Genomic DNA, 26,133 nt, shown 5'->3' with positions numbered 1-26,133 from the left:
GCATGCTCAGGCAGGAACGTCTATCACGTCTACGGGAATCCTTGTCTCGGATCAGTGTCGAGGAGGCAAGACGGAAGCAAAAGGCTGGCGTCAAACTGATCGATATTCGTGACGCCGAAGAAACCGCCAAAGGCAGCCCTGTCGGCGCGGTACGCATCAGCCGATCCTTTCTGGAATTGCAGATTGAAAACGTGGCGCCGGATGCCGATACCGAGCTTATGGTACTCTGCGCCAGCGATGCGCGCGCGCTGTTTGCCGCAGACGATCTCAACCGCCTCGGCTATTCTTCCGTTCATTGGGTCGATGGCGGATTTCAAGCCTGGGAGGCAGCCGGTCTTCCCGTTGAAAAACACCGACAGCTGAGCGCAGCGGAGAAGGAGCGATACGCGCGCCATTTGAGCATACCCGAAGTGGGGGCTGAGGGTCAGGCGCTGCTTCTGTCCAAGAAGGTGGCTCTGGTCGGTGCTGGAGGCCTTGGCTCTCCGCTGGCCTTTTATCTTGCGGCAGCAGGCATTGGAACATTGGGGCTGATTGACAGCGACCGGCTCGAACGGTCGAATCTTCAGCGGCAAATCCTCCATACCGACGACCGGATCGGGGAGTTGAAGGTCAGTTCGGCCGCAAAATCTCTTCAGGCGTTCAATCCGGACGTAGCTCTCAATCTCCATGAGATACGGTTGAACGAGAACAATGCACTGGAAATACTGGCCGATTACGATCTGGTGATCGACGGCAGCGACAATCTGGCGACCCGCTACGTCGTGAGCGACGCCAGCACGCTGCTTAATATTCCCATGATTTATGGCGCGATCTTCCGTTTCGAGGGACACGTTTCCGCATTTTGGCCCAATGGCCCGTCCGGTGGCCCGTGCTATCGCTGTCTCTTTCCTGAAAAGCTGCCCGCATCGCTCACTCCATCCTGCTCCGAGGTCGGTGTGCTTGGCGTGTTACCGGGCGTCATCGGGACGATCATGGCAACGGAAGCGATCAAGATCCTGCTCGGAATCGGCGATCCGCTGATTGGGCGTTTGCTGACCTACAATGCCCTCGATTGCTCTTTCCACGACCTCGAGGTCCCCGCGAACCCCCATTGCGAGCAGTGCCAATCCAACCGGGATCTGCCACGCATGCGCGCCGGGTTGTGAGCGTGGGCGGCCCTCTTACGATGCTGCAAGCCTTCCGGTTTGGTGAAAGCGACCGGGACCATGTGTCCCGATTGCTGCATTGGGCGGACTTTCCCAACAGTGCACGTATTGTGGACCTCGGCGCTGGCAGCGGCGGGGTCGCGGCCCATATGGCGGCTTTGCGTCCGGATTTACGTTTCTGTCTGGTCGATCTGGATGAAACGAAACTGGCGGCCAGTTCATTCGAAAAACACATTGCAAATATAACGCAAGTCCCAGAACCCGATGGTGCATTCGACGCGGCGATTTGCTGTTACGCAATGGGTTATGCGCCTTCGGATGCGCTATGGTCGGAGATTTCACGCCTTCTGCGACCGGGTGGCACTGTTTTTATCGTGGATATGGTGCCCAAGGATGCCACGATCCCGAAGCTTAGCCTGTTCGGCTATGAGATACGGAGCCGTGGGATGGTCGAGGAAGCGGCGCAATCTGTTGGTTTGATACCGGATGTCTATATCGAGCCGTATGATTCCGGCGATTGGGGCCGGTCCGTCTTTTCGGATGCTTTCGATGTATTCTTCGGCGATCTGCGGCCCGCCATCTGGTGCTGGCGCGCGCCCGAAACCAAGACCGTCGCTCACCCCTCGACCACCCAAGCGTGATCGATCGACGGCATCCTAAGGTTACTGCGGCAGGGGCATAGCAGAGCGCGCATTCTGTCTGAGCGTTATACCAGGGCGATATTCGCCCACAGGTTCATCGCCTCGGCGAGAATTTCGCGATGATGGCTTGAGGAGCACGCCGGCACGCCGCAAGACAACATTTCCCGGTGCAGCCGTCGCTCAGTTCGAAAGCAATGACGGGGTGCCTGACCGACTGTGCCGACGTTCCCAACTCGCCGCCGCAGCGAGGATTTGGCGCTCGCGCCACGTCTGGAACGAGGGACGACCATCGCCATTTCGCCCTCGTCGCGCACCATGTTCCGATAGTCCATTAACTCTTGCTCACACTCAAGCCACATTGCCACCACCGGCCCGGCCACGCTGTACTCTCCGGCTCTTGGCAGTACTTGACGTAGTTCTCGTGCCAAAGCGGCAGTATATCCACCGGGTCGACATCGACACCGTAGCGCTCGGCAATGGTACGGGAGTTGTCGACGTTCTCCAAAAGCGTGGCCAGGAACGCCTTGCACCGAGCCGGCGCTCCGTGAAGCGCTTGACATGCGACAGCGTGCGAAGCTGTCCAGACTTGCGTCGATCAAAGATGTTTCGGTAGCATTCGGTAGCCGCGCTGGTACATAACCGGGCCTCTTACTTGCAGGTTTCAGATTATGGGGGTGGATGTGCGTTTAAGGGTCACAGTGCCGGCCACGACTAGAACGACTTCGATGGCGACAGTCGCAATTACGGTGGTGCCGTTCGATTGATTTTGGCCGGAGATCTCCCCTTCAACAAATGCGTCCGAGCGTGCTGTGCAATTGTTGGCGTCATCGATCGTGAAATGGTAGCCACGCTTCCTGACGCTCGCCACCAGCGTTGCGAGGCCCCATAGTATTTGATTTAACATGTTCGACGAGGACAAAAGCAAAAACGATCATATCAAAACAAATTTTCAAAACACAGCCTTTCGGCGTTTGACAAAAAAGCTTGTACTTCTGACCGTTCAATGGCCTATGGTCGGAAGAAGACCAGCAGAGATGATAAGGTCGCGAGCCGCGTTGGACCGCTCGTCCCGGATCTGTGCGAACCCTATACCAGCAACGCCAGTGAACAGACCGAGATGGCGTGGATCGCAGTACTTCTGGGTGTCTGAAGAGCATGGCAAATTGCCAGTTGCCTGTGCTGATGACGCGCAGGCCATCTCGACGCCGGCGGTGCCGCTGTGGATACCGGCTCCTTGGTTAGGCAGGGACGCCAATCCGATCACCCCGCGCCGGATTGCAGCATCCGCATTCGCTCGCCATTCTTGGTCATGACGCAGGCACAGGCATGTGATGATGTGACCTGCAATGCCGCAACTCCATTCAGAACCGGCGCGAGGGCCGAAGCGCCAGAAGGCTTCCGAGCTGTGTTGAAGCAGGGATTGAACCGAAGCGCGAATGTTTGCGTTCCCTGATACATGCGCAAACTGACTGAGCGCAGCCAATACACCAAAAGCACCTTGCGCAAAGCCAGACGGTGCCGTTTCCGCCTCTCTGCTGGTCCAGTCGGCCAGACGGCAGGCAACCATCTCGGCCTGAGTGTCCGCTGTGTCGGAATTCACGAGTAGGAGCGGACCCAGCAAGCCCGCATATCCGGACCAGACATCCCAAGGCTTATCTTCGAGCAAGGCCCGATCGAGAACTGCAACCAACTGCTGCATGGCGTGCGGGATTCGATCGGCCATTATGCTAAGCCTCTGCAGTGCCGACAATGCCAGAAGCTGTCCGCCGCTGCCACGCAACCCGATGGGCAGGTCTCGCCACCACCGCAGGCGCTCAGCCGGTGTTCCGCTCTCCGCCAGCCTCAGAAGCGGCTCAGCCAAATTTTCTGCAATATGGCAGGCCTCTGGTCTTCCGGTCGCTGCAAGATAGACGGCAAGACCAAGTGTGCCGCTCACGAGCGACATTCCAAGCGGCTGGTAGCAGAACCGGATACCATCCGGCGCGAGATCGAATCCGATCCAGCCATCTGATCGACGCCTGATTTCCGATAAAAGCTGGTCTGTCGGATTGGTGATCGGTTGGAGGCTGTTCTCGCAACTCCGCCCGTGCTGCGCGAGCCGCAATGCCTTGGCCGATGCCAAAGCGTCTATTGTTTCGATCTCACGCTCGATCCTTTCGCAGGACAATGCCTCTATTCGCTCCCGGCTTGCCGCCAAGCCACTCGTCTCGAAATAGTCATCGATTCGTTGATCGCCGGTCAGGTTCAGGGCCGTTTGCGAGACCGTGTGCGTGAATACGGGAATATCCAGTTGGCGCATTTGCAGCTTTTCAGAGGCGCATAGGCTTGAAACGTCCTGACGATCTGCAAGCGGCGCAAAAAGGCGCTCCAGCGGATAAAGAACGTCTGCTTGGGACTGCTCGCTTCGCAATGCTTCCGCCGTCAACTGACGGCGTGCAAGCGCCGCATAGATCCGTGTCGCGCGAATGACAGCGCGCCCCTTGCAGCCGTTGAAGGCCTGCAACAGGCCATCTTCCCCCAGCCAAACGGGTTTGTTGGCGATGATGGACCTGCACTGCGCATGGAATCCGGCCATGAAGAGCTTACGATGACGGAAAAATGGATTCTTCCTGTCTGACGTTACGGGCAATGATTGCGTGCGAACGAGCTCCCCGATCATGACGGTGCGGGCCATGTTATCCGTATTGATGGAGTGCCAGCCGGGAATTTGCCTTGGCCATTCCTGAGGCTCGATGCCGAAAGCGCTCGTATCGACGGCATCGCGTGCGAGGCCCAGTAAGGTCCAGGCTGGAAATAGCTCGGTTCGTGCAACGGTGGTGTCGAACCAAGACCATGCCGTCTGGGCCGCACCCAGGCTGTCCCCCGGCCGTGGACGGCGAATTGCTGGCTTCTCGAAGGGCGTCAAAAGCGTTTCGGCGTCTATAACATATAGATGGCTGTGATGCGCCACGAGGTTTTCGTGGTGACCATCCGTGTAACCTAAAACATGCAGGAGAGCGGCCAGTCTGCCGGCACTGCGATAGAATGCCTGCAGTACATCTTCGTTGTCGCAGGGCGCGCCCTCAACAAATTCCATATAGCCATAGTCTTCTGCGCACCAGATTTTCAGCCCGGGAAGAGGTGAAAGACCGATGCTAGCGCGCGGATCCGCCAGCAAATTCTGGAACGCCGCCTCGAGGGCGAGGTTACGGGGATTGTAGACGAGTTTTGTCTGCCGCCCCTGCCAAGTGAATTCCAGCAGCACGACGCTCCGTCCACCCTTATGGGTATCGCCGACAGCAAATTGCATGCCGGAAAGCGCCGCGTCTTCAGGAAGGCGGAAGTTTTGAGCGATTGCTGTCCGATCCGCCTCGAGGCGGGCTAAAAGCTCGCGAAGATTTCTGATCCAGACTGCAATTGTGAAAGGAATCAAGCGTCGAAGGACCGGAAAGCGATCCAGCAGTTCCGCCAGATGTGTCTGCCGCAGTTCGTCTGTCAAGCGATCATAGATCTCGCATTTCGCGGCGCTCGGGTCTTTCTCCGGGGCTAATGCGGCGATGACGGACGCGCCAGCGCCACGCCGCTCTTCAAGTATTTGCTGAAGTGCATCTGCCCCCAACGCGCAAAGGCGCTCTGTCAGCGCTACAATCAGTTGCCCGATGACGGTTGGCGCCAACGCGGCTTGCGGCAGAAGCCCCATTGCGACTTCGGCCAGAGGAAACCACAGGTGAACAAAAGGCAGCTCTTTCGCAAGGCAAGGCGTTCGCGAAATGTCTTGCCTCGCCGCGAAGCATAAACCCGAGAGAAACGCATTTCCGGAACCGGCTTTCTCACGAGGCGCGCCTGTATTGCCCACCGGATCGGCAAGCTCGTCCACCAATGGCCAAAGGGCTACTATCGCCGTATTGTCTCGTGCCTCTTTTCGGATGTTTGCGTCGATCATGGCGATGCCTCCCGCACAAATCTCCCTTTCGACCCGGCAACATTTCCGCATTGACAGCTATGGATATTGCAACATGGTGCAATATGAGGAATGTGGAGACATATATGCAGCCTACAATGCCGTCCTATAACTTTCTGCCGGAGGATTTCAAGGTCTATGTCGGCGCGGATGGAGGTGTGTCTTACATGCCCGGCCCGCAGCGGCAGGAGCGCACTTTGCCGACGATCAATCGTTACGGGGGGCCTGACGGTGGCTATGTCGCGGTCTGTTCGCGTGTGGCGGATCATGCTGTCTATTCCGTTGGCGACGGGATCTATGTGGTTGGCCAGATCAGGCTGCAAGGCGCCTATGAGGGGCGCTTTTTCGTGCCGAAGGGCTATGGAAGAAAGGGCATCAGCGCTGCTCCGGACATGAAGGCGATATGCGATCAAGCCTTTCCCGGTAGCGCACCCAACTGGGCGAGCGGCGATGCCGGCGGTTGGTTTGGTCTGCTGATCGATAAGCGGGACGTTCGCGATAAGATCCTCACGTTGGATTTGCCCCAGCAATTGCCGGAAAAGGTTGATTTGCGACGATGGTGCTCGCAGGTCCAAAATCAGGGCACCTTGAACGCCTGCACCGCCTACGCCGCCTCGGCCATCCTGGAATATTTCGAAAATCGCGCCGGCGGAAACGCAGTGTCGCTGTCGGAAATTTTCCTTTACAAGGTCACGCGCAACCTGATGCACAAGACGGGCGACACGGGAGCCAATACGCGATCCGTCATGAAGGCTTTGGCAGCCTTAGGCACGGTGCCGGAAGAATATTGGCCGGATGACGCATCCCAATTCGATGCTGAACCGTCTGCCTTTGCCTATGCGCTGGCAGGTCGTTATCGCTCTCTCAAGTACAGCAGGATTGATGCGAAGGACCGTTCAAAGGACGTGGTGTTGCGCCAGGCCAAGACATTGCTCAGTCGGAACCGTCCGGTCATGTTTGGCGTCATGGCGTATTTCGGCACCTGGCAGCAATTCGTGACGTCCGATCGCCTGCCTTACCCGAGTGAGGATGACACGCTTTTTGGCGCCCATAACATTGCCGTCATGGGCTATGACGATGGCATCACAACGGAAAATGCCAAGAACCCCGGCATCAAGACGAGGGGCGCCTTCCTCATTAAAAACTCCTATGGCGAGGAGTGGGGTGACAAGGGCTACGGCTGGATTCCTTACGATTACCTACTGAAACATCAGTCGATTGACTGGTGGACGATCACCAAGCAGGAATGGCTCGACATGAGCGTGTTCAGCTAAATGAAAGGTATAAAATGCAAACCCGTTTCCGCGTGACCGCGGAAACGGGTTCTTCTCCTGACTTTTCGTTAGCCGAGTCATCATGGTAGCCTCCTCGATGCTGGTTCCGCTGATCGGTCGAAATCCGCCGACTTAAAACCAGTAAGGAGAAAGATGTTCGGGCGTACGCGAGGGACCTTAAGCGAAGGCATGATGCGGCGGATGCGTTTTGTTGGCGTTCTCGACTTTCTGCCACGTTGAATACGAATCGTAGAGCATGGGGTAATCGCGGTGCGATCGTCCAAAGCCTTTTCGTAAGATGATGCTGACGGGGTGGTCGCCCCCGATGAGATGGAAAGACGGGCTCACGATTGGAACCGGCTAATATCAAGCGGCAGCAACCCGGGACCAATATATTGGGCTTGATGTTCATTGAAAGATACGGCGACCTCGGTTCGGGAGGGCGGGAAGCGGATCTGGCGGGGAAAGTGCCTTTCGGACCCAAAGCTCGGGGCTGACATTACCCGCAAGCACGCGCCGCACGCCAGGCGCGTCGTCTTCGAAAACGGGGCCGCTGTCGACGTGGTTCTATCATGCGCTAATGGCCGAAGGGGCTCCGGCGATCTGCATTGAAGCGCGGCACGCGCATAAGGTATTGAGCGAAACACTCAACAAGACCGACGCCAATGATGCCGATAGCCTGGCTCAGCTCGCTGAAGTCGGCTTTTTATAAAACGGTTCGCGTCACGTCGTTCGACGCTATGATGGCCCACGCGTTGGGGCGGCCGCAATCTGCTGCTGAGCCTCTCAAGCCAACTTGGCAATCAGATCCGCGGTGTCATGAAGACGTTCGGCCTTATCGTGCGCAACGGCACACGGCGGATTTTTGATCCCAATGTTCGAGAGCTTCTGGAGAATCAGACTACTTTGGTACAGATCATTTTGCCCTTACTTGATGCGTGGCGCGATCTTCGCAAGCGTGCGGCCATTCTTGAACGTCAGCTCATCGCAGAGGGCGCGGCAGAGCCCGGCTACAAAGATGCTTTATATCTCCCAAGTCCTGTATCTCGGGACGCGGGTCTCCAGATTTGGCCTCGAGGCGCGATAGAGGGTCGCCAGCGCGATATAGCCGCTTACCTGCCGGCGCAAAGCGACATCAGCGAGCACGAGCTGCTTCAGAAGCTCATCAGACGACTTCAGGCCGCCAGGCGAAGAATGCGCTTGGCAACGATTGGCGCGGCTGGTGGCCCGACGAAGATCCCGACGATGGTGGCGATGATACCGCCTGATCGAAGGTGCCGGGTTGGCCGCTGCTGTTCCGCACGGCCCCGGCTGGCAGTCGCCAGTTGCAATCCCCCACTCAGCCGCTTCTGGTTTACTCTACCAGCCCTCTTTTGACTGAAATCGAGCCTTCGACGAGCAGTTAGGGACCAACCCAGAGAGGCTGCATGTTGAAAAATTCGTCCTGTTGTTCACCGGTGTTGGCGCTGCTCTTGTCGGCCAGCCTCGCGACGACTGCCGAAACCATTACCGGCCGCTCAAGGGTGATCGACGGAGATACAATCGAAATCAGAGGCGAGCGCATCCGCTTGCACGGCGTCGATGCTCCGGAAAGCTGGCGAGGATGCGAAGACGGCGACGGCGGTACCTATCGCTGCGGTAAAGAGGCCGCTTACGCGCTAGACAGTTCTGTTGCCCCGTCGCGCCCTATTCGTTGCGAGCTCGTCGAGCGCACTCGATACAAGCGCCGGGTCAGCATTTGCTTTCGCGCCGACGGTCGCGAGGTCAATCGCTGGCTGGTTGAGAGTGGCAACGCGGCAGATTGGCCCTGTTGCGGCAAAGCGGGACACCTGGCGAGGAAGGTTCGTCCTGCCGTGCGAGGCGCGCGTGCGGTCCGCACAAAACGGAACGCATCATCATGCTGATGCTGGCAGAGCATGATGGTTGTGTATCTTCGCGCCTCCCCTAGTGCAGCATACCAAAGGATAAATTCATGCCAACCTATCCGCGATAATGAGAGCGCAATCAGCTACCTCAGCGAGGTTGCAGAGAGGCTCAACAAGCAACGGATTAAGGTCCAGGGCGAGAACATGGTGACGAAGTCCCTGATCAAACGGCTCATGATGCTCGTTGTCCTCCCTCGCGCCGAGTTCCGCCAGGGCTGGGATGAGGCACTTGACTCGACCGCGGCGATTGGATACCGAAATTGGAACAGGCAAATGAGCCAACGCGGGCGTTCGTTCAAGCTGCGATAGACCTTCTCGCCTACTACGAGACATCCTCGCCTGACCACGACCCACGGTGTTCTCAGGGTACTTGAGGGAGGCTTGCGGGATTGATGCCCCCCGGTTCTGCCGCTTCCACGGGCGAAGCCGTACAGCGCGTTTTCTCTGCGTGGTGAGATTCGCAAACACCTTGCCGAGCGTGCCCTGAGTCGAATTTGGGCTAAATAGAAGCACGTCCGACACAGCCGAGTTGCTGCGGCCCTCCCTTTTTTCGTCGTTTCCACCCCGGCGCAAAACTTTCGCGCTTCCTGACGTCGTCATTTGTCGTCAGCCGCGCCGCAGTGGGCGCCTAACAGCACCGGACTCCGTAGCGGCCTCGCGCGTGTTGAAATGGTTGCTTCTGCGGGTGGATTCCCAGCGCCCGCGCGCAGCGCCGAGCCTGCTGATGTTCACAATTGTTGACAGTTTCGGTGCAGGGGATCGCTTCGACTCGACTTCAAAGCAACTTCTTGCTTGAAATCTTCCGCCGAAAAAGCACCGATCCATCTACATTGGCCGCGTGAACTTGAATTATGCTCTTGGCCAAATCCAAACCGATTATGCTAACCTTTTCCATGGACGCTCTCCCTTGTAATGGTTCCAACACAACCATTCTGGTACGAAGATGCCGTAGAGTGGGAGCGTCCACCCCATCGCTCACGTTGAATCAGCAGTCGCTGTCTTTGGTAGAAAAAGGCCATGTATCGACTGGAATGCTCGCCGTTGCTGCGGCCGACGACGCGCCGGGTATGGTGCCTACGACTCTCAGGGTAGGGATGACGCTGCAGGGGCCGTACTGAACGCGCGCTGGGCGCACTTCAACAATCATGCAGCCAACCAGTTTGGGCGGTCCCCGACCGTTGCACTTCATCCTCGTCGACTGCGCACCAGTCGCAAATCCGACATATGTCGATGCCGACCTCCGCGCCACGATGAAGCACGATCAGTTTATGTGCTTTGCGATACATGTATGAGGCGACATACGCGCGACTCTGTCCTTCATCATCAACGATTTCGAAGATATACCTCAAACAAATCACCCGCAGTAATTGTACAATCTGAGGAGTATTCGCCAACGCTTGGGGAGGCTTGTACCCTTCCGCCCAAAGGAGCGCTTTCCATTCTGCCGGATACGGGCTCCTTAGCGACGAGTAACACGCGGCTTGCGCCTCGATGGCTTATTAGCGTCTTGACCGCGCGAGACCTCCCTTGGAATTTGGAAAAGATATCGCGTTCGGCATAACCCCCCCTCGCAACTCGAAGCTGAAGTCTAGGAGATTCCCGCTTCAGAGTTTCGGTTGTGACCCCTGCCTTCATATTGATGATCCTTCCCTTCCCTGGACCTCGCGCCATCGCCCCTGTCCTGGATACAAGCCTCAAAGTTCCGGCAACCGCACGGGGCAGACGAAGATCCGGCTGTGGTGCCGCTCCCCACGGCCCTGCGGCTTGGAAGGTGACAATCCGACAGCCGGCCGCCGGGCGGGATGACGGCCGGCCCCGAGACGATCCTCATGCAGAGATTCACATCCAAGAAGGTGGCCAGCAGACCGGATGATCAGCGTCGGATCGACCTGTCTCAACGAGATCGCTCGCGTCTCTTTGTTGCGTACAAAAAAGGGCGGCCCGAGAGCCGCCCTTCGGATCCGGATGGATCGTGCTAAGGCTGTCGCCTTATCACATCATGTCCATTCCACCCATTCCGCCCATGCCGCCAGGCATTGCCGGAGCGTCCTTCTTCGGCAGTTCGGCGATCATGGCTTCGGTGGTGATGAGCAGCGAAGCAACCGAGGCTGCGTCCTGAAGCGCGGTGCGAACGACCTTGACCGGGTCGATAATGCCCATGGCGATCATGTCGCCATATTCGCCGGTCTGTGCGTTGTAACCGAAGTCGTCGGTGTCCTTCTCGAGGATCTTGCCGACAACGATGGATGCTTCGTCGCCAGCGTTTTCGACGATCTGGCGGGCCGGAGACTGCAGAGCGCGGCGAACGATGTTGACGCCGGCGTCCTGATCGTCGTTCTCACCCTTGACGGTGATCTTGACGGAAGAACGCAGCAGGGCAACGCCGCCGCCGGGTACGATGCCTTCCTGAACGGCAGCGCGCGTCGCGTTGAGGGCGTCGTCGATGCGGTCCTTCTTTTCCTTCACTTCGACTTCCGTCGCACCGCCGACGCGGATGACAGCGACGCCGCCGGCGAGCTTGGCAAGGCGCTCCTGCAGCTTCTCACGGTCGTAGTCGGAAGTGGTTTCTTCGATCTGGGCCTTGATCTGAGCGACGCGGCCTTCGATGTCGGACTTCTGGCCGGCGCCGTCGACGATCGTCGTGTTTTCCTTGGTGATCGAAACCTTCTTAGCGCGGCCGAGCATGTCGAGCGTGACGCTTTCGAGTTTGATGCCGAGGTCTTCCGAGATCACCGTGCCGCCCGTCAGGATGGCGATGTCTTCGAGCATGGCCTTGCGGCGGTCGCCGAAGCCCGGGGCCTTGACGGCAGCGATCTTCAGGCCGCCACGCAGCTTGTTGACGACGAGCGTTGCGAGTGCTTCGCCTTCGACGTCTTCAGCGATGATGAGGAGCGGCTTGCCGGTCTGCACGACGGCTTCGAGAACCGGGAGCATCGCCTGGAGGTTGGAGAGCTTCTTCTCGTGCAGGAGAATGACAGCGTCTTCGAGGTCGGCGACCATCTTTTCCGGGTTGGTGACGAAGTAGGGCGACAGGTAGCCGCGGTCGAACTGCATGCCGTCGACGACTTCGAGCTCGGTCTCGGCGGTCTTGGCTTCTTCAACCGTGATGACGCCTTCGTTGCCGACCTTCTGCATCGCTTCCGCGATGTCGAGGCCGATCTGCTTTTCGCCGTTTGCCGAGATCGTGCCGACCTGGGCGACTTCGTCCGAGGTGTTGATCGTCTTGGCCTTGGCGAGCAGGTCCTTGACCACTTCGGCGACAGCCAGGTCGATACCGCGCTTCAGGTCCATCGGGTTCATGCCGGCGGCAACGGCCTTCGCGCCTTCGCGAACGATCGCCTGGGCGAGAACGGTTGCAGTCGTCGTGCCGTCACCGGCAATGTCGTTGGTCTTCGAAGCGACTTCGCGGACCATCTGGGCGCCCATGTTCTCGAACTTGTCTTCGAGTTCGATCTCCTTGGCGACGGTAACGCCGTCCTTGGTGATGCGCGGCGCGCCGAACGACTTGTCGATAACGACGTTGCGGCCCTTCGGGCCGAGCGTCACCTTGACTGCGTCGGCGAGGATGTCGACGCCGCGCAGCATCTTTTCGCGCGCGCTGCGGCCGAACTTGACTTCTTTAGCTGCCATTTTGAAAGCTCCTGGTTTCGAAATTCCGGAACTGGTCCGGTTTCAAATTGCGGAAGTTTGAAGGGTTGCCGGCGATCAGCCGATGACACCCATGATGTCGGCTTCCTTCATGATCAGAAGGTCTTCGCCGTTGATCTTGACTTCGGTGCCGGACCACTTGCCGAACAGGATGCGGTCGCCAGCCTTCACGTCGAGCGGAACGACCTTGCCGCTTTCGTCACGGGCACCCGAACCGACAGCCACGATTTCGCCTTCCTGCGGCTTTTCCTTAGCGGTGTCCGGAATGATGATGCCGCCCTTGGTCTTTTCTTCAGACTCGACGCGGCGGACGACAACGCGGTCGTGCAGCGGACGGAAATTGGTGCTTGCCATTGTTTAATCCCTCGATCATTGACACTGCGGATATTTGAACGACCCGGTGGTGGTTGTTAGCACTCTTTACGGTGGCTGCGATTTGTCCCCGATGCGGGCGTGTCAGGCAAATTCCCAACGAGACAGGCCGATCGCATGCTGGGGATTGCCGATTACGATCCTCTTATGTCCGGTTTGGGCATGCATCGCGGAAGCGTCCTTCATCTGGAGCTCGCGATTAGCGCCCCTCGCAACGAGAAGTCATTCAAAAGCGCCTCTTTCAGCCGGGTTCTCCTGCTCAGCCTTCGCCGTGGCACCGCTTGAAACATTCGTCCGCGGAACCACGAAAACATCGCCGTAACAAACCTCTTCGCGCTTGTAGTTGGCCAGGGTCTGCAGCAGATCTGGTTGAAAGACTTCTTTCGCACCGTGCCCGTCCAGCGACTTCAACGCCAGCTCGAGCAACTCGACCGCGCGGTCTTTGTTGCCGATCCCTCCGGAAAAGCAGAAACGCGGAGAGATTGCATGAACCTGACACGAAAGTTCAACGTCGGGACTTAGCCAACCATGCGTCAATCTTGCTGCGGTCCTCATCGGCGGGTGCAGCCCTTTGTGCCGCGACGGCTGCGACCTCAACTCCACTGCCCTTGTAAGTCTCCTGCGACTCTATCAGGTCGCGCAACGCCCCCTCACTAGGTTCACACGAGGTTCCACAAATTCGAGGATGTACAATTTGCCCGGCTGGAAGATTGCAAGGGGCTCGCCACTCACCCATTCCCGCACTTTGACCGCAGGCGCCAGGGAGTTCATTTGCAAGATCGGAGCACTCGTTGCAGGTGATTTGTGTGACATAGCTTGGTCTCCAACTAGGACGAGACACTCGGGTTGAGGGGAGGGCATCCCCTGCCGCAGTCCCTCATTGTTGGCTAGTCTAGAAGCACGTCAAAAACGGTTGATCAGGATGGTTTTAAGCAAAAAATGCGCCGACGCTCTACCTTGGAAAGCATGAACCCCCTCCGTCGCTCACACGAATGGCTCGCAGAAGCCAAAATCGTCGCAGATCTGTCGTCGCGGGACATCATTTGCCGGATAGCTCTGAGACCTATTCGGAAGCGCGAGACAGTGAAGGGATGGAAAAACTCCGCCTTCGTCCCAGCACGACTCATTTTACCTCTGCTGCGGTTAGCTCTTGGTTTTCGACGTAACCACGTAAATTGCATCTCCGACCGTGATAACGGCCTCGGCCACGTCATCTGAAAGTTCGATATTGAACTCGTCCTGAATCATCATCATGATTTGAGCGACTTCGAGAAAGTCGGCGCCGAGGTCATCGACCAGAGACGCGTCGTCCACAGCATGGGCAGGGTCGACGCCCAACTGCTCGACGATTATTGCTCTTATACGGTTAGAGACATCCGCGCTGGATTTTTCCACCGGTGTCCTCCCTTAAAGCATGATCACGCTTCTCCCGGCATGCTCGAGCACCGAGGCTTGAGCATAATCATCGCTTTTCTTTATACCATTAATTTCGACGTCGCAGACAGGGCATCTCGTAAGCCGCGTGGCTCACAACCACGAAAGACCGGGCGCGATTCCCAGGCCTGCAACCAACACACAAAGCGGCCACTCCGTCTCATCTTAGGGGCGTCTGAGGAACATCCGGGACATCGGGCGGCACCTCGTTCTCTGGAACGAATCCCAGGATGCTCACCACGAGAGCGATGAGAACGCAAATGAATACGAGGAAGTTAACATGGTTGGACAAAGCCTCAGCCAAGGTGGCCAGCGCGAGTGGCGCATTGTATAGGCGCCTGGAGGGTAGCTCTCAGCCAGCGCCCACCGCCACCCCCATCGGTGACCGGTTTTTCGTTTCAGGAGCGTCAATGAACATCCCTTCCCAGAAGAGCGGCCAGGGCACCGCTGAGTACCGCATCCGCTTCTAAAAGCATTACGGGCATTCACCAGCGTGGCAGCTGGTGCCGCGGGCACTGACTTACCTCCAAGAGAATGGGTTCGGCGGCCGGGAGCCCGATCCGCCGAATTTCAATGAGCCTTGCATGGTAGCCATCGGTGAAGACGGCGAGGCAAATCGGCTTGATCATCTACGACTGCGGCCCGGAGAACTGGAGCATCTTGCTCGGCTACGTGCTGCCCGAGCATCGATGGAAAGGTATCTGCACCGCTCTTTTTTATGCCCTTCGCGACAAAGCCCAAGAGCAAGGAAATATCTTTTCGATCCTTTCCGGTACGCACCTCAACAACCTGGCCGCCCAAGCAGCATTCGAAGCGCAACGTAGGACAAAAGAATACATAATGTATTCCTATCCGCTGAAGGACAGGGGCGACGGCAAGAGCCACTGAGAGCGCAGTAGCGCAATCGCAGGGCCGTAGCTTTGAGGAGATGGGGATTCCCGATACCTAGTCGAGTACTTCGATACCGGCCCAGACGGCCTCAAGGGCATGCAAGCCCTCATCAACGAGAAGGCGGCCGAGGGACATGCTCTCCACCAGGCAGTGCCGGAAAGCAGTAAGCGCCGTCTCCGCCCCATTGGACAGGCTGTATTTTGAGGCTGGCTGGGCGTGCGAAAAGGTTTCCAGGACTATCTGGAGATTTGCATGGCAGATGATGGATTTGTTGGGCGCTACGAAGTTGTCGAGCCGCGCCGCGGAAACCGGCGTTGGCCCGATGATGTGAAGGCGCGGATCGTCGCGGAAAGCCTTGAGCCTGGTGTTCGTGTTGTTGATGTCGCGCGCCGTCATGACGTTGTTCCGCACCAGCTTTCCTTCTGGCGCCGACAAGCGCGCGAGGGCATTCTGGCGCTGCCGTTTGAGGCTATGCCGGGCCTGTCGGAGAGCGGCGATGCCGAGCCTGCATTTGTGCCTTTGGCGATTGCGGCAGAGCCGAGCGAGGCTGTGAGTGTTTTGGCGCCGCCGCTGTCGGAGGCGGTTTCGTCGGTCTTAACGCTGGAGATCGGGCCGGACGTTGTGATGCGGGTTCCCGGCGATGTGCCGGTTGAACGTGTGGTGGCTCTGGTGCGAGCCATGCGAGGGACGGCATGATCGTCGCGGGCCAACGACTTCCGATCCTGATTGCAACGCGGCCGGTGGACTTCCGCTGTGGGCATCAGGCGCTGGCTCTGATGATGCAGACCGAGTTGAAGCTCGACCCGCATTCCGGGGTGACGGTGATCTTCCGGTCGAAGCGCGGTGATCGTCTGAAAATCCTGGTATGGGATGGCACCGGCATGGTGCTAACCTACAAAATTCTTGAACATGGAAGCTTTGCCTGGCCCAAGGTGCAGGATGGGACGATGCGTCTTTCCAGGGGGCAATACGAAGCTTTGTTCGAAGGTCTTGATTGGCGACGGGTCATGGCGCAACGGGTGACCGCGCCGTCGGCGGCAGGGTAAATATACGGCTGCCTTTGCATTGTTTTATTTGGCTTTTTTGTGCTGCCTTGCTATAAGACCGCATGTCGTCACCCCTTGATCTCAGCCTGTTTCCGGACCTTCCGCCAGAGGTGGTGAAGGCGTTTGCGGCGATGCAGTTCGAACTGTCGGTCGAGCGTGCTGCACGTCAGCATGAGCAGGCTGTGGTTGCCGAAAAGGACGCCTTCATCGCCGAGCTGAAGGAACTGGTCGAGAAGCTTGAAGGTCAGGTTCACGACTATCGGCGCACGAAGTTCGGGCCGAAATCGGAAAAGCTCGATCCGGCGCAGATGGAACTGGCGCTGGAAGACCTTGAAACGGCAATTGCCGAAACACAGGCGCGGATTGCCGCCGTCGAGAAAAAGATCGAAGCCAGCGCATCCGATCCGGACAAGGTCGCTCCTCGCAAGGAGCGTAAGGCCCGTGCACTGCCCGAACACCTGCCGCGGGTCGAGCGGGTGATCGAGCCCGAGAGCATCGTTTGTCCCTGTGGTTGCGGCAACATGGTCCGGATCGGCGAAGACCGGACGGAACGGCTCGACCGGATTCCGGCGCGCTACGAGGTGATCGTCACGATCCGCCCGAAATACGCCTGCCCCAAGGGTCGAACGGGCGTCGTCCAGGCCAGAGCGCCGGCGCATCTGCTGGAAGGGAGCTGGCCGACCGAAGCCCTTCTGGCTGAGATTGCCGTCTCCAAGCATTCCGAACATATGCCGCTCAACCGGCAGGCCGAGGTCATGGCGCGACACGGGGTGCCGATAGACCGCACCGTCCTGGCCGATTGGATGGGCAGGACGGGTGCTGCGATCGCGCCGGTGGTCGACCATCTGGCCAAACGGCTGCTGTGGGAAAGCACGCGGCTTTATGTCGACGAGACAACGGCTCCGGTGCTTGATCCGGGGCGAGGCAAGACGAAGACCGGTTATCTATGGGCCGTGTTGCGTGACGATCGCGGCTGGAATGGCTCTGCGCCGTCGGGCGTGGTGTTCCATTATCGACCTGGGCGTAAAGGCGAATATGCCGCTGAAATCCTCGACGGGTTCAACGGGACAATCCAGGTGGATGCCTACGGTGGTTACTCTCACCTCGCCACGTCGGACCGGGTGGGTGGCGATCCCTTGAGGCTGGCTTTCTGTTGGGCGCACGGGCGCAGAAAGCTGATCAAGGCCACGCCAAAGAGTGGATCGCCCATCGTCGACGAGGCGCTGGTGCGGATCGCCGCGCTCTACAAGATCGAAGACAGTATCCGTGGCTCAGATCCCGAACATCGCCGGGCAGTTCGACAGGACCTCTCCCTCCCGCTGGTGGACGCGTTCTTCGCCTGGCTGGCAGCGCAAGCCAAGCGCGTCTCACGCAAGTCTGACCTCGGAAAAGCCCTGGCCTATATGCTAACGCGGCAGGACGGGTTCCGGCTGTTCCTGGACGACGGCCACGTCGATATCGACTCCAACCTGGTGGAAAACGCGATCCGCCGACCGGCCATGAACCGCCGCAATGCGCTCTTTGCGGGGCACGATGAAGGGGGCCGCAATTGGGCCCGGTTTGCCAGCCTGATCGGCACTTGTAAAATGAACGGCGTTGAGCCCTACGCCTATCTGTGCGATCTCTTCACCCGCCTCGCAAACGGCCACCTCGCCAAAGACATCGATGCCCTGATGCCATGGGCCTATGCCGCCCGCATCACGGCCTCACAATGAGCTCGTCAGGTACTCTTCGGTGAGCTCATTTGACCGCCGAGGATCGGCCTCAGATCGCCGCAACTGAAAAATCAATGGGGCGTGGACGTCGCATACGGAAAGCACATACCAGTGGGTACTGATCTTTTCCTCGCTCAGCTGCGCGCAATGAACAACGACATGAGCGTGAAGGCAGAGGTGCTGCTGGATGGCTCCTGATGGAAACCGAGTTCACGATGACGAACTGATCACCCGCCTCCCAAGGCAATTTAAGTCTCCTTGGGAAACTGTCAGCGCCACCGCGACTCCCGCGGGCATAAACAATCTCACGGGTAGTTGGTGGGAACCAGCCCCTGCGTATTCGGGCGCGCTTCTATCGATGTTCGATCGACTGCCAGGATGCTCATCACGAGAAAGATGAGGACGAGTATTAATGCCATAAATGCGATGCCTGCCTTATCCATCTCCCATCACGACCCGATGAATGCGAGCAAAGCAAGGCGACACCGGTGAAGTTCCCTCACAGGGGCCTGTCAAGTTGATGGTGGCCAGCGCGAGTGGCGCACGGTAGACGTGATAAGAGGCTAGAGCGGTATGTATTTAAGCCCGTTCATATCCCGCCTCTTTGAAGTAGGCTGCGCATTCCTGTGGGGTGACGGCTTGGAGAATGTGGCGCAGTTCGTCATGGATTGCATCGCGTGATCTGGCCTGTGCCTCACGCAACCAGTGCTTGATTTTGGCGAAGAGCTTTTCGATCGGATTGAGATCGGGGGAATATTTCGGCAGAAAGAACAGGCGGGCGCCGGCCTTACGGATGGCGGCGCGGATCTCCTGACCCTTATGGGAGCCGAGATTGTCCAGGATGACGATGTCGCCGGCTTTGAGTTCCGGCACCAGAACTTGCTGGACATAGATGCGGAAGCGTTCGCCATTGATCGGGCCATCGAGGATAAAGGGAGCGCTGACGCGGTCGGCCCTGAGTGCGGCGACAAAGGTCATGGTGTTCCAATGGCCGAAGGGGGCGTAGCCCACCAGTCGTTCGCCGCGAGGCGCCCAGCCCCGCAGCGGCGCCATGTTCGTCTTCGTCCAGGTCTCATCGATGAAAACGAGGCGGGCGGGATCAATTCCGGGGCAGTGCTTCAGCCATCGTGCCCGGTGGCGGGCGACGTCGGGCCGCTCCCGTTCGCTGGCGACCAGCGTCTTTTTTTATAACTCAACCCCTCTTCGTGCACGAAGGTCCAGACGGCGCGATAATCCACCTTCAGGCCGCGCTCGCTCAACTCGGCGACAAGTCCGTGCAGCGTGAAGTCGCGCTCGCGGCAGCGGCAAAGCAGCCAAGCCCGGTGCGGACCGGAAAGCTTGCGGGGCTTGTGCCCACCCATCTGGCCGGGTGCGGCGCTGCCCGTCTCGCGAAACCGCCGCACCCAATCGATCGCGGTGCTGATGCCGATGCCGAAGCGCTTGGCCGCTGCCCGGCACGATAGGCCCTCGCCCGTCACCGCATCGACAACGCGTTCCCGAAGATCATTCGAAAAAGGTCTCGCCATAAAGGCCGGCCTCCTTCACCGGCCTGAATGGTGAATCTGATTTGCGCAGAAAAAGGAATCCCCTTTCCGATTCCGCCTAAATGCATCCCGCTCTAGCGCTGAGCCCGCCGCCCTCCCATATAACAAGTCCCGCTCCCCGCTCGAAGAAGCGTACCGAGCGGGCTACTCCCACACAAAGAGGTCACCATGTCCTACAGCGTCGTCGAATACGATTCAGGCCCTGCGGGTATGCCCGGCATGGGAGCGCTCATCAACGAGTGGGCGGCCAAGGGCTATCCGCTCCACCAGGTAGTGCGCGAAGGCACATACCGGTGGGCGCCAATTCTTTTCCTCTAGCGAGTTCACTTCTTGTTCCTAGTTATTTAGGGAATCGTTATGTGAATGATGCCCGGTTAGTGCAATGCCAGCATTGTAAAGAGGACGACGGCGGCAAGGACGGAGAGGAGAAGGATAGTACCCTCTTTCATGGCATTGTTACTCCTGCCCCAATCCAGAAAATATGGGGAATCGGACGTCTCTTCACCCATCCGGCCGGCAAACGCAAGAGATCACCATGACAGGAAAGACGAACTGCCTGATTGGGGCGCCGGGGCTTTGAGGCCACAACCTCCGATCTCGCTCTTCGAGAATGTCAGCTCCCTGGCCTTCATTTCCGCCGAAGATATGCCAGAATGGATAAAGGCGCCTTCCTCGATCCTTCGTCGCCGCTCCACAACGAGGAGCACGCTCACCTTGCACATGCCGAGATCGGCTTTCTCTGGACCGTAGTCAAGAACAGCCGCAAGGGCCGCCGCATCATCGGCCAGTGCGAGGAGGGAAGACCTCAGGGCGCCATGGCAAATGGGCCCGCGCCCGAGCAGAGATGCAGGTAAAGCAGTGGTTTGGCTTCGTCCCGGATTTCATCATCACGCTCGATGCCGAATACTGCCGGGCATGTGGCGCGCCCGTCTTCACTATTCGCGGACATAACGTGGAAGCGTTCGTCGGCGTTGTTCGCCGCTATGGCGCAGATGCAGCTGGTGTCCGCGCGATCGTAAATGCCGCTAACCGCCCGCCAGAGATAGCCCTGGCTAAGATTATTGCCCACGCTTGCGGCACATGCCAGCTCAGGGTCGCCTGATCAAATCTCGACGATGAGGCCCTGTTGGATCAAGTCAGTAACATTCACAGAACTGGCATTGAGAGCTTTATCAGCATCAACATATTTATCAGCGGTAAGGCACAAAAATACGGCCTGCACCCTGCCGCCTTCAGCTTTCACATCTGGCCGATCAATCGTCACACCCTGATACGTGCCTTGAGGTATGGCGTGACCGCGGATCTCGCAATCTCCGAGAGCTTCAAGGTTGATCAGGTGTTTAGCCATGCAGGCGATTCCTTCTTTGACGGGGCTTTGACGGACGAATGGCCAAAGCGAAACTTTCTGATGAGGTGAAAACCTACATTGTGCAAGCCCTGGCGTGTTTTGATAGTCCATCTGTCGTGGCGGCCGCAGTCAAGAAGGAGTTCGGGGTCGACGTGGGCCATGACCCGAACAAGAAGGCAGCGTCGGGCCTAGCGCCAAAGTGGAAAGCTCTTTTCGGAGAGACCCGCAAGACCTTCCTAGAGGATACGGCGACCATCGCCATCAGCCATCGCGCCGTTCGCCTGCGCGCTCTCCAGCGCATGGCAGAAAAGGCAGAGATCCAGAGCAACATGGTACTGGCGGCATCACTCCTAAAACAGGCCGCCGAGGAAGTGGGGAACGCCTACACCAACCGGCGCGAGCTAACGGGAAAGGACGGGAAGGACCTGCCGGTACCCGTATCGCCGGTCACGATCTTCCAGTTACCTGACAATGACAGGAGCTGAGCAAGGACAGGGCGCCCAGACGATCATCCGGCCGCAGCCGGGTCCGCAGACAGCATTCCTCGTCTCGCCGGCGGACATTGCGATCTACGGAGGCTCGGCAGGCGGCGGCAAGACATGGGCGCTCCTTATGGAGCCGCTGCGCCATATTGCCAATCCGCAGTTCGGCGCCGTCTTCCGCCGGTCCACGGTGCAGGTCAGAAATGAGGGCGGCTCTGGGATGAGAGCGAGAAGCTCTATCCGGCCATCGGTGCATCGCCCAAGGAGCATGTGCTGCAATGGAGCTTCCCTTCGGGGGGCTTCGGTATCGTTGCTCACCTCGAGCATGACAAGACCGTCCTGAACTGGCATGGGCTCGCAGATCCCGCTCATCTGCTTCGATGAGCTGACGCATTTCAGCGCCAGCAGTTCCAGGTACATGGTTTCGCGTAACCGCTCTATGAGCGGAGTGGGGCCTTACACCCGAGCGACCTGCAACCCTGATGCAGACAGTTGGGTAGCAGAGTTAATTAGCTGGTGGATTGACCAGGACACTGGACTGCCGATCCCGGAGCGGGCAGGCGTCCTTCGGACCACGGATGTAGCAGAGCCGATACGCGTCTTAATATTGCGCGGTCGGCCTTCACGAATGCTGGATTGGTGATGCCGGAGGCCGAAAGCGGGTCGGTCAGGTCCGCGTTGATCTTCGCCTTCTTACCCTCGTCACTTCGCCTTCGAATTTGCCCTTCCACTCGCCGCGCTCAGCTCCGTGGTCAGCAGCGCACCGCGCCCCGATGGCCGCCGGTGTCGGCGGCACCTCAAGCGTTCGTTGTTAGAGTAGGGGACACCTTGTAGATTGGAGCGACAAGCTTGGAGATGGGGACCCTGGAGGCTCCGTTCTTTTCTTTCGCGAACTCGGTCTCGAGCTCGAAGGGCGGGCCACAATCGAAGGAGAATGGGCCGGACGTGTCACCGGATTGGGCGATCAGAAGGTCGAGACTGCCATGATGCGCACGCCTGATGGACACAGCCGGCTTTGAGCTCTCCCGCTTTCTCTCGCCGCCGAACACGGGTAACGTGATGCATCACCATCGTCGTATGGACGGTTGATTTGTCGAAGGTCGTGCTGGCTGAGCAATAGCAGCGGAAGCGCTGCTCTTCAGGCTCAATACTCCGCCGCCATCCACGTCTCGATGCCAAGGCACGCGAGCGGCAATATGACGTCATCCAGACCGCCATCACCTATCGCGGCGATCCGAACCCGCAGTTCTCGGCCAAGGGCGAGGCACTCTTCGCCTGGCGATCGGCGTGGACCTATTCCACGGCCGAGCTGGTGAAGGTGCTCGCCGGCGAGCGGGAACGCCAATGTCACGTCGCCAATTTCGATACCGGCAAAAAGACTGTTGAGATCACAACCACGCGCTCTGGCGGTTTCGACGAGTTTGCTCGCTGAAATCCGATCCTTGCCGCTCTCGTACTTCTGTACCTGCTGAAACGTGACGCCGATCGCATCGCCCAGTTTCTTCTGCGAGATCCCACTGGTCTCCCGAAATCGACGGATGTTGGCCACGGTCGCGTCGACATCCTTGTCCGCTTGGCTTCTCCGCATATGGTTTCAGTCCTTCGCTCGCATGCCGGCTCCGATCCGAATCCCTTGATGTGCTCCTATCCCACCTGATTTCAACATTCACCTTAACAAGGGAAAAAACCAGATGGATAAAACCGTGCCTCCCGGCGCAGCAATCTTCGATTGCGTCAACCGCGTTCAGCACGTAAATGGAAGCGTCTGTGAATTCGAACGCTCAGACGCCGGGCCCCTTTTCTCGTCGAGAGAGAAGGGGCCTTTTCCCGTCTAAGAACAGATAGCACCGGTGGTTATGGCGAGATCCGGCCGGTGCCTAAAACCACCGATCGCTCGTCTTCCCTTCCAGCATCGCAACCGCAGCCGCCTCGATGCTGCGACAGAGATCTTCGAATTCCGCCAGCAGCTCCTCGCGGCATGGGACCTCCTTGCGGAGCTCGTCGACCTCATAGACTCGGCAAAGGCTCTGAAATGCCAGCCTGTGGGCGCTAGGGAGTTTGTCGCGATAACGGGGCAGGGCAAGCCTGAGGCGCGCTCGACCTGCCCTGATCAGCGGTCTTCCTGAGGTCACTGGGCATCGAGGTGCCCCGCGTCAGTTGCACTATCTTCCATTGGCAGGCCTCTCCGCAGCGTCCCAGCCGGGCGATCCAGCTCATCTGTCCTTATCACAAGCACCAACGACGACTATTATGGCTCGGGAAACTCTTCCCGTCGCCCTCGAACTCATGTCCGAGCAACGATCTTTGTTGCGGAGCGTTTTGTTTTCAGGGGCTCACCGAACGAGGAGTGCGATGCCTCCTGCCGAGCGCGTCAAGATAATAGAATGGGCTACAGCTCTCGCAGCAGTCGTTTCGGTAGCGGCATTTATTGCCGCGTTACTGTCTTGATGGCTCGATGTTCAAATGATGCCGGAGAAGCCTGATTCAGGCTGATCGTCGGGCTCGGCCAACGTCGGTGTGGGTTCGATCGGCCTTGACGATAGGGCTTTGAGGTCCTCGGCGAAGCCGGCAAGCTGTGCCGCAACGTCTAAAAGATTCGAAACGGCGCTATGTGCCGCAATCTCTGAGAGGTCAGAAGCTTGCTCGATTGGGCCGGCGCTTCTCGCTTCGCTATCGTCCATGTTCAATTCCCATTTCCATTGATGTGGATCAATGGCGAGGCTCGTCAAAGGCCGCGGGCCGATGACGAGCCTCCCGGCCGCCTGCGAGGGGCAAGACGACCAATGTCAGTCTAAGCCCGAACACTGCCGGCCGCCACAAACCAGCCGCCGAATTCCCCAACGACAACCAGGAGACTTCAATGAGCGCCGCCACCGAGAGCGGCGATTTTTGCTACGATCGAGAGATCTGGGGGCCGACACCGGCGCAACAGCGCTACGACACCCGCAGATCTCGGCAACACGCCGGAAAAGACGGTGACGGCTATCTCTACCGCGGTCGAACCGGCATGCAGCTCACCGGCAAGGACAACTACCGCCAGTACCGCAACTGGTGCCGCGCGGCTGGTCTCGACTACCCCGACTTCGTCAAGGATCCCGACGCGGTCAATGCCGATCCGTGGGAAGGCCTGTGCCTCTGTTCTACTGGGACACACGCGAGCTGAACCGCTGGGCCGGCTAAGGCGACGCCGAGACCATCACGAAGAAGATCAACGGCGGCAAGAACGGCCTGGCTGATTGGTTTGACCGATTGGGGCGGATCTCGCTCGTTCTTCTCGGCCACCGACAACGTCCTTCAGTTCCAAGCCGACCAGCGCCTGCAGGTCGACGGCGATGTCGGACCGAAAACCCGTGCTGCGATGCATATGGCGCTTGTGGCGCTCACTCCGGGCGAAGCGGCACGGCCGGAGGTCAAAGTGGCCCCGGTGACGGAGGAGAAGCTGGTACCGGTATCTGTCACGCCACCCAGCCTCGACGCGCCGTGGTGGAAGTCCAACGAGGTGATCACCCCGTCTGTCATCGGCGGCGGCGCCTCGCTGCTCACTGCGGTCGGCGGCATACCGTGGCAGAACCTCTTATTGATCCTTGTCGCGTTCGGCGGCATGGCCGGCTTCCTCTACTGGCGCAAGAACGCCGATCGGAAGGCCGTCGCAAAGCAGGTCGAGGGGATGGCGTAATGTTCTGCACTCCTCGCCTCATCGTGGCTGCGGCCGCTCTCGCTATCGTCGCCGCCGTCGTTGCCTGGATCTAGAGCAGTCCTGTTCAATCCGGGTCATACCCGGCAGCCCTGAAGTAGTTGGCACACTCGTCAGGAGTGAAGCGGGGTATCAAGGCGCCGACTGCGTCCCACAGGGCATCGATCTTTCGCTCCGCGCGGCCTCGCAGCATGGCTTTCAGTTTCGAGAATGCATTCTCGATGGGATTGAAGTCTGGGCTATAGGGCGGGAGGAACATAAGCTTGGCCCCGGCGCGCTCGATGGCATCCCGCACACCGGATGTCTTGTGTGCTGGCAAGTTGTCCATGACTACGACGTCCCCGGCCTGAAGGGTCGGCAGAAGTACCTGTTCGACATAGGCCAGGAAGACGTTGCCGTTCATCGCGCCGTCGTAGACAAACGGTGCGGTCATTCCGGTTAGGCGCAAGGCGCCGGTGAAGGTCGTTGTCTTCCAGTGCCCGTGCGGTACGCCGGCCCGGCAACGTTCGCCTCGCAGTGCACGCCCGCGCAGACGTGCCATCTTCGTGGAAAGGCCGGTTTCATCGATGAAGATCAGCTTCTCCGGATCGAGATCGAGCTGACCATCAAACCAGACGCGCCGGCGCTTCAGGACATCCGGCCGGTCTTGCTCCAGTGCGTGTGCGGTCTTTTTTTAAAGGTCCATCCTCGGCCTCGAAGCCAGGCGCCAAGTGCGCTACGGCTGATCTTCACCTGCCGTTCGACGGACAAGCGCTGGACCATTTCATCGAGCGTCACGTCCTTCCGCTCTTCGATCAGGGCGACAACAAATTCCTCGTGTGCGTCTACCGCCGATGGCCGCCTCCAGCCCTGCGGCCGAGGGGTCAGCTCGCCCTCTTTCGCTCTCGCGATCCAGCGGATCGCTGTCGAGATCCCAACTCCGAACCGGGCTGCAGCCTGTCGAGCTGACATGCCCGCTGCAGACGCTTTCAAAACCCGTATTCGAAGATCGTCGCTCAGTGCCTGGCCCATCATCCACCTCTTCGCTGTGGATG

General features: G+C 58.8%; 24 protein-coding genes and 5 pseudogenes. 17 read left to right on the top strand and 12 right to left on the bottom strand.

Annotated elements, in window-relative coordinates; translation table 11 throughout:
• Positions 1–2 precede the first annotated feature (2 nt).
• Positions 3–1,145 (top strand): molybdopterin-synthase adenylyltransferase MoeB, encoded by a 1,143-nt coding sequence (moeB, locus tag PZL22_RS27230; protein WP_014530975.1) that lies wholly within the window; start codon positions 3–5, stop codon positions 1,143–1,145.
• Between the two features lie 20 nt (positions 1,146–1,165).
• Entirely contained in the window at positions 1,166–1,786 is a 621-nt protein-coding gene (locus PZL22_RS27225) for a class I SAM-dependent methyltransferase (RefSeq protein WP_017274615.1), read from the top strand.
• A 65-nt stretch (positions 1,787–1,851) separates the two neighbouring features.
• On the opposite strand, the gene PZL22_RS27220 is transcribed toward PZL22_RS27225, so the two are convergent.
• Together PZL22_RS27220 and PZL22_RS27215 are read right to left on the bottom strand one after the other, a co-directional pair.
• Positions 1,852–2,166 (bottom strand): hypothetical protein, encoded by a 315-nt coding sequence (locus tag PZL22_RS27220; protein ID WP_014530977.1) that lies wholly within the window; start codon positions 2,164–2,166, stop codon positions 1,852–1,854.
• Between the two features lie 620 nt (positions 2,167–2,786).
• The gene (locus PZL22_RS27215) at positions 2,787–5,708 is read right to left on the bottom strand and encodes a type 2 lanthipeptide synthetase LanM family protein (protein ID WP_284718796.1); all 2,922 of its coding nucleotides are present in this window, start codon (positions 5,706–5,708) and stop codon (positions 2,787–2,789) included.
• Between the two features lie 104 nt (positions 5,709–5,812).
• Here PZL22_RS27215 and PZL22_RS27210 point away from each other — a divergent pair, with 104 nt between their 5' ends.
• From PZL22_RS27210 to PZL22_RS27195, 4 genes and pseudogenes are all read left to right on the top strand, one after another.
• Complete coding sequence (locus tag PZL22_RS27210) at positions 5,813–7,000, top strand: C1 family peptidase (RefSeq protein WP_014530980.1); 1,188 nt, start codon at positions 5,813–5,815, stop codon at positions 6,998–7,000.
• Positions 7,001–7,394: 394 nt separating this feature from the next.
• Positions 7,395–7,732 (top strand): annotated as a pseudogene (locus PZL22_RS31660) (IS110 family transposase); the annotation flags it as partial.
• A gap of 351 nt (positions 7,733–8,083) precedes the next feature.
• Positions 8,084–8,268, top strand: a pseudogene (locus tag PZL22_RS27200) (hypothetical protein).
• A 159-nt stretch (positions 8,269–8,427) separates the two neighbouring features.
• Positions 8,428–8,904 (top strand): thermonuclease family protein, encoded by a 477-nt coding sequence (locus PZL22_RS27195; RefSeq protein ID WP_080567551.1) that lies wholly within the window; start codon positions 8,428–8,430, stop codon positions 8,902–8,904.
• A gap of 2,013 nt (positions 8,905–10,917) precedes the next feature.
• On the opposite strand, the gene groL is transcribed toward PZL22_RS27195, so the two are convergent.
• The 5 genes from groL to PZL22_RS31655 all read right to left on the bottom strand — a co-directional run bounded on the left by groL (position 10,918) and on the right by PZL22_RS31655 (position 14,671).
• Complete coding sequence (gene groL, locus PZL22_RS27190; protein ID WP_284718795.1) at positions 10,918–12,555, bottom strand: chaperonin GroEL; 1,638 nt, start codon at positions 12,553–12,555, stop codon at positions 10,918–10,920.
• Between the two features lie 75 nt (positions 12,556–12,630).
• A complete protein-coding gene (gene groES / locus PZL22_RS27185) occupies positions 12,631–12,927 on the bottom strand; it encodes a co-chaperone GroES (RefSeq protein ID WP_010968824.1) in 297 nt (98 codons plus the stop codon).
• 240 nt (positions 12,928–13,167) lie between these two features.
• Positions 13,168–13,482 (bottom strand): hypothetical protein, encoded by a 315-nt coding sequence (locus PZL22_RS27180; protein WP_234837323.1) that lies wholly within the window; start codon positions 13,480–13,482, stop codon positions 13,168–13,170.
• 606 nt (positions 13,483–14,088) lie between these two features.
• Positions 14,089–14,340: an acyl carrier protein gene (locus tag PZL22_RS27175; protein ID WP_003535637.1), complete on the bottom strand. Its 252-nt coding sequence runs from the start codon at positions 14,338–14,340 to the stop codon at positions 14,089–14,091.
• A gap of 199 nt (positions 14,341–14,539) precedes the next feature.
• The gene (locus PZL22_RS31655; protein ID WP_074935191.1) at positions 14,540–14,671 is read right to left on the bottom strand and encodes an exopeptide; all 132 of its coding nucleotides are present in this window, start codon (positions 14,669–14,671) and stop codon (positions 14,540–14,542) included.
• Positions 14,672–15,000: 329 nt separating this feature from the next.
• On the opposite strand from PZL22_RS31655, the gene PZL22_RS27170 reads away from it, so the two are divergent.
• The 4 genes from PZL22_RS27170 to PZL22_RS27155 all read left to right on the top strand — a co-directional run bounded on the left by PZL22_RS27170 (position 15,001) and on the right by PZL22_RS27155 (position 18,031).
• Positions 15,001–15,267, top strand: a complete 267-nt coding sequence (locus PZL22_RS27170; protein ID WP_015241591.1) for a GNAT family N-acetyltransferase — start codon at positions 15,001–15,003, stop codon at positions 15,265–15,267.
• Positions 15,268–15,522: 255 nt separating this feature from the next.
• On the top strand, positions 15,523–15,966 hold the full coding sequence (tnpA, locus tag PZL22_RS27165) for an IS66-like element accessory protein TnpA (RefSeq protein WP_127702012.1): 444 nt from the start codon (positions 15,523–15,525) through the stop codon (positions 15,964–15,966).
• Entirely contained in the window at positions 15,963–16,316 is a 354-nt protein-coding gene (tnpB, locus tag PZL22_RS27160) for an IS66 family insertion sequence element accessory protein TnpB (RefSeq protein WP_010975539.1), read from the top strand. The genes tnpA and tnpB overlap by 4 nt, the downstream gene beginning before the upstream one ends.
• Before the next feature lie 62 nt (positions 16,317–16,378).
• The gene (locus PZL22_RS27155; protein WP_127702011.1) at positions 16,379–18,031 is read left to right on the top strand and encodes an IS66-like element ISRm14 family transposase; all 1,653 of its coding nucleotides are present in this window, start codon (positions 16,379–16,381) and stop codon (positions 18,029–18,031) included.
• A gap of 579 nt (positions 18,032–18,610) precedes the next feature.
• Here the strand turns inward: PZL22_RS27155 and PZL22_RS27150 are convergent.
• Positions 18,611–19,557 (bottom strand): IS630-like element ISRm2011-2 family transposase gene (locus PZL22_RS27150; RefSeq protein ID WP_011970797.1). Its coding sequence is split into 2 segments (ribosomal slippage): positions 18,611–19,218 and positions 19,218–19,557, totalling 948 coding nucleotides; the frame shifts between segments, so codons are not numbered across the junction.
• A gap of 186 nt (positions 19,558–19,743) precedes the next feature.
• Here PZL22_RS27150 and PZL22_RS27145 point away from each other — a divergent pair.
• The 3 genes from PZL22_RS27145 to PZL22_RS27135 all read left to right on the top strand — a co-directional run bounded on the left by PZL22_RS27145 (position 19,744) and on the right by PZL22_RS27135 (position 20,677).
• Complete coding sequence (locus PZL22_RS27145; RefSeq protein WP_003535620.1) at positions 19,744–19,893, top strand: hypothetical protein; 150 nt, start codon at positions 19,744–19,746, stop codon at positions 19,891–19,893.
• Between the two features lie 335 nt (positions 19,894–20,228).
• The gene (locus PZL22_RS27140; protein WP_026030548.1) at positions 20,229–20,429 is read left to right on the top strand and encodes a putative metallopeptidase; all 201 of its coding nucleotides are present in this window, start codon (positions 20,229–20,231) and stop codon (positions 20,427–20,429) included.
• Complete coding sequence (locus tag PZL22_RS27135; RefSeq protein ID WP_017270932.1) at positions 20,420–20,677, top strand: putative metallopeptidase; 258 nt, start codon at positions 20,420–20,422, stop codon at positions 20,675–20,677. The genes PZL22_RS27140 and PZL22_RS27135 overlap by 10 nt, the downstream gene beginning before the upstream one ends.
• On the opposite strand, the gene PZL22_RS27130 is transcribed toward PZL22_RS27135, so the two are convergent.
• Complete coding sequence (locus PZL22_RS27130; protein ID WP_017264989.1) at positions 20,678–20,923, bottom strand: hypothetical protein; 246 nt, start codon at positions 20,921–20,923, stop codon at positions 20,678–20,680.
• 38 nt (positions 20,924–20,961) lie between these two features.
• On the opposite strand from PZL22_RS27130, the gene PZL22_RS27125 reads away from it, so the two are divergent.
• The 3 genes and pseudogenes from PZL22_RS27125 to PZL22_RS31485 form a co-directional block, all read left to right on the top strand.
• Positions 20,962–21,408 (top strand): DUF2280 domain-containing protein, encoded by a 447-nt coding sequence (locus PZL22_RS27125; RefSeq protein WP_127636439.1) that lies wholly within the window; start codon positions 20,962–20,964, stop codon positions 21,406–21,408.
• Positions 21,395–21,976 (top strand): annotated as a pseudogene (locus PZL22_RS27120) (terminase large subunit domain-containing protein); the annotation flags it as partial. The gene PZL22_RS27125 and the pseudogene PZL22_RS27120, both read left to right, overlap by 14 nt.
• A gap of 304 nt (positions 21,977–22,280) precedes the next feature.
• Positions 22,281–22,446: pseudogene (locus tag PZL22_RS31485) on the top strand (VOC family protein); the annotation flags it as partial.
• A gap of 103 nt (positions 22,447–22,549) precedes the next feature.
• Here the strand turns inward: PZL22_RS31485 and PZL22_RS27115 are convergent.
• Together PZL22_RS27115 and PZL22_RS27110 are read right to left on the bottom strand one after the other, a co-directional pair.
• On the bottom strand, positions 22,550–22,993 hold the full coding sequence (locus PZL22_RS27115) for a helix-turn-helix domain-containing protein (RefSeq protein WP_284718794.1): 444 nt from the start codon (positions 22,991–22,993) through the stop codon (positions 22,550–22,552).
• Positions 22,994–23,864: 871 nt separating this feature from the next.
• Complete coding sequence (locus tag PZL22_RS27110; protein ID WP_003535611.1) at positions 23,865–24,086, bottom strand: hypothetical protein; 222 nt, start codon at positions 24,084–24,086, stop codon at positions 23,865–23,867.
• 194 nt (positions 24,087–24,280) lie between these two features.
• Here PZL22_RS27110 and PZL22_RS31650 point away from each other — a divergent pair.
• Positions 24,281–25,081, top strand: a pseudogene (locus PZL22_RS31650) (peptidoglycan-binding protein); the annotation flags it as partial.
• 85 nt (positions 25,082–25,166) lie between these two features.
• On the opposite strand, the gene PZL22_RS27095 reads toward PZL22_RS31650, so the two are convergent.
• Positions 25,167–26,110 (bottom strand): IS630-like element ISRm10-1 family transposase gene (locus PZL22_RS27095; RefSeq protein ID WP_186808768.1). Its coding sequence is split into 2 segments (ribosomal slippage): positions 25,167–25,774 and positions 25,774–26,110, totalling 945 coding nucleotides; the frame shifts between segments, so codons are not numbered across the junction.
• Positions 26,111–26,133: the final 23 nt, after the last annotated feature.

It is taken from the genome of Ensifer meliloti (assembly GCF_030064585.1).
GTDB classification, from domain to species: Bacteria; Pseudomonadota; Alphaproteobacteria; order Rhizobiales; family Rhizobiaceae; genus Sinorhizobium; species Sinorhizobium meliloti.
This window is presented reverse-complemented; position numbering and strand designations above follow the sequence as displayed.

Coding starts and splice junctions, on each gene's coding strand:
- moeB (WP_014530975.1), top strand. CDS start 3: ATGCTCAGGCAGGAACGTCTATCACGTCTACGGGAATCCTTGTCTCGG.
- PZL22_RS27225 (WP_017274615.1), top strand. CDS start 1,166: ATGCTGCAAGCCTTCCGGTTTGGTGAAAGCGACCGGGACCATGTGTCC.
- PZL22_RS27215 (WP_284718796.1), bottom strand. CDS start 5,708: ATGATCGACGCAAACATCCGAAAAGAGGCACGAGACAATACGGCGATA.
- PZL22_RS27210 (WP_014530980.1), top strand. CDS start 5,813: ATGCAGCCTACAATGCCGTCCTATAACTTTCTGCCGGAGGATTTCAAG.
- PZL22_RS27195 (WP_080567551.1), top strand. CDS start 8,428: ATGTTGAAAAATTCGTCCTGTTGTTCACCGGTGTTGGCGCTGCTCTTG.
- groL (WP_284718795.1), bottom strand. CDS start 12,555: ATGGCAGCTAAAGAAGTCAAGTTCGGCCGCAGCGCGCGCGAAAAGATG.
- groES (WP_010968824.1), bottom strand. CDS start 12,927: ATGGCAAGCACCAATTTCCGTCCGCTGCACGACCGCGTTGTCGTCCGC.
- tnpA (WP_127702012.1), top strand. CDS start 15,523: ATGGCAGATGATGGATTTGTTGGGCGCTACGAAGTTGTCGAGCCGCGC.
- tnpB (WP_010975539.1), top strand. CDS start 15,963: ATGATCGTCGCGGGCCAACGACTTCCGATCCTGATTGCAACGCGGCCG.
- PZL22_RS27155 (WP_127702011.1), top strand. CDS start 16,379: ATGTCGTCACCCCTTGATCTCAGCCTGTTTCCGGACCTTCCGCCAGAG.
- PZL22_RS27145 (WP_003535620.1), top strand. CDS start 19,744: ATGTCCTACAGCGTCGTCGAATACGATTCAGGCCCTGCGGGTATGCCC.
- PZL22_RS27140 (WP_026030548.1), top strand. CDS start 20,229: ATGGATAAAGGCGCCTTCCTCGATCCTTCGTCGCCGCTCCACAACGAG.
- PZL22_RS27135 (WP_017270932.1), top strand. CDS start 20,420: ATGCAGGTAAAGCAGTGGTTTGGCTTCGTCCCGGATTTCATCATCACG.
- PZL22_RS27130 (WP_017264989.1), bottom strand. CDS start 20,923: ATGGCTAAACACCTGATCAACCTTGAAGCTCTCGGAGATTGCGAGATC.
- PZL22_RS27125 (WP_127636439.1), top strand. CDS start 20,962: ATGGCCAAAGCGAAACTTTCTGATGAGGTGAAAACCTACATTGTGCAA.
- PZL22_RS27115 (WP_284718794.1), bottom strand. CDS start 22,993: ATGCGGAGAAGCCAAGCGGACAAGGATGTCGACGCGACCGTGGCCAAC.
- PZL22_RS27110 (WP_003535611.1), bottom strand. CDS start 24,086: ATGGACGATAGCGAAGCGAGAAGCGCCGGCCCAATCGAGCAAGCTTCT.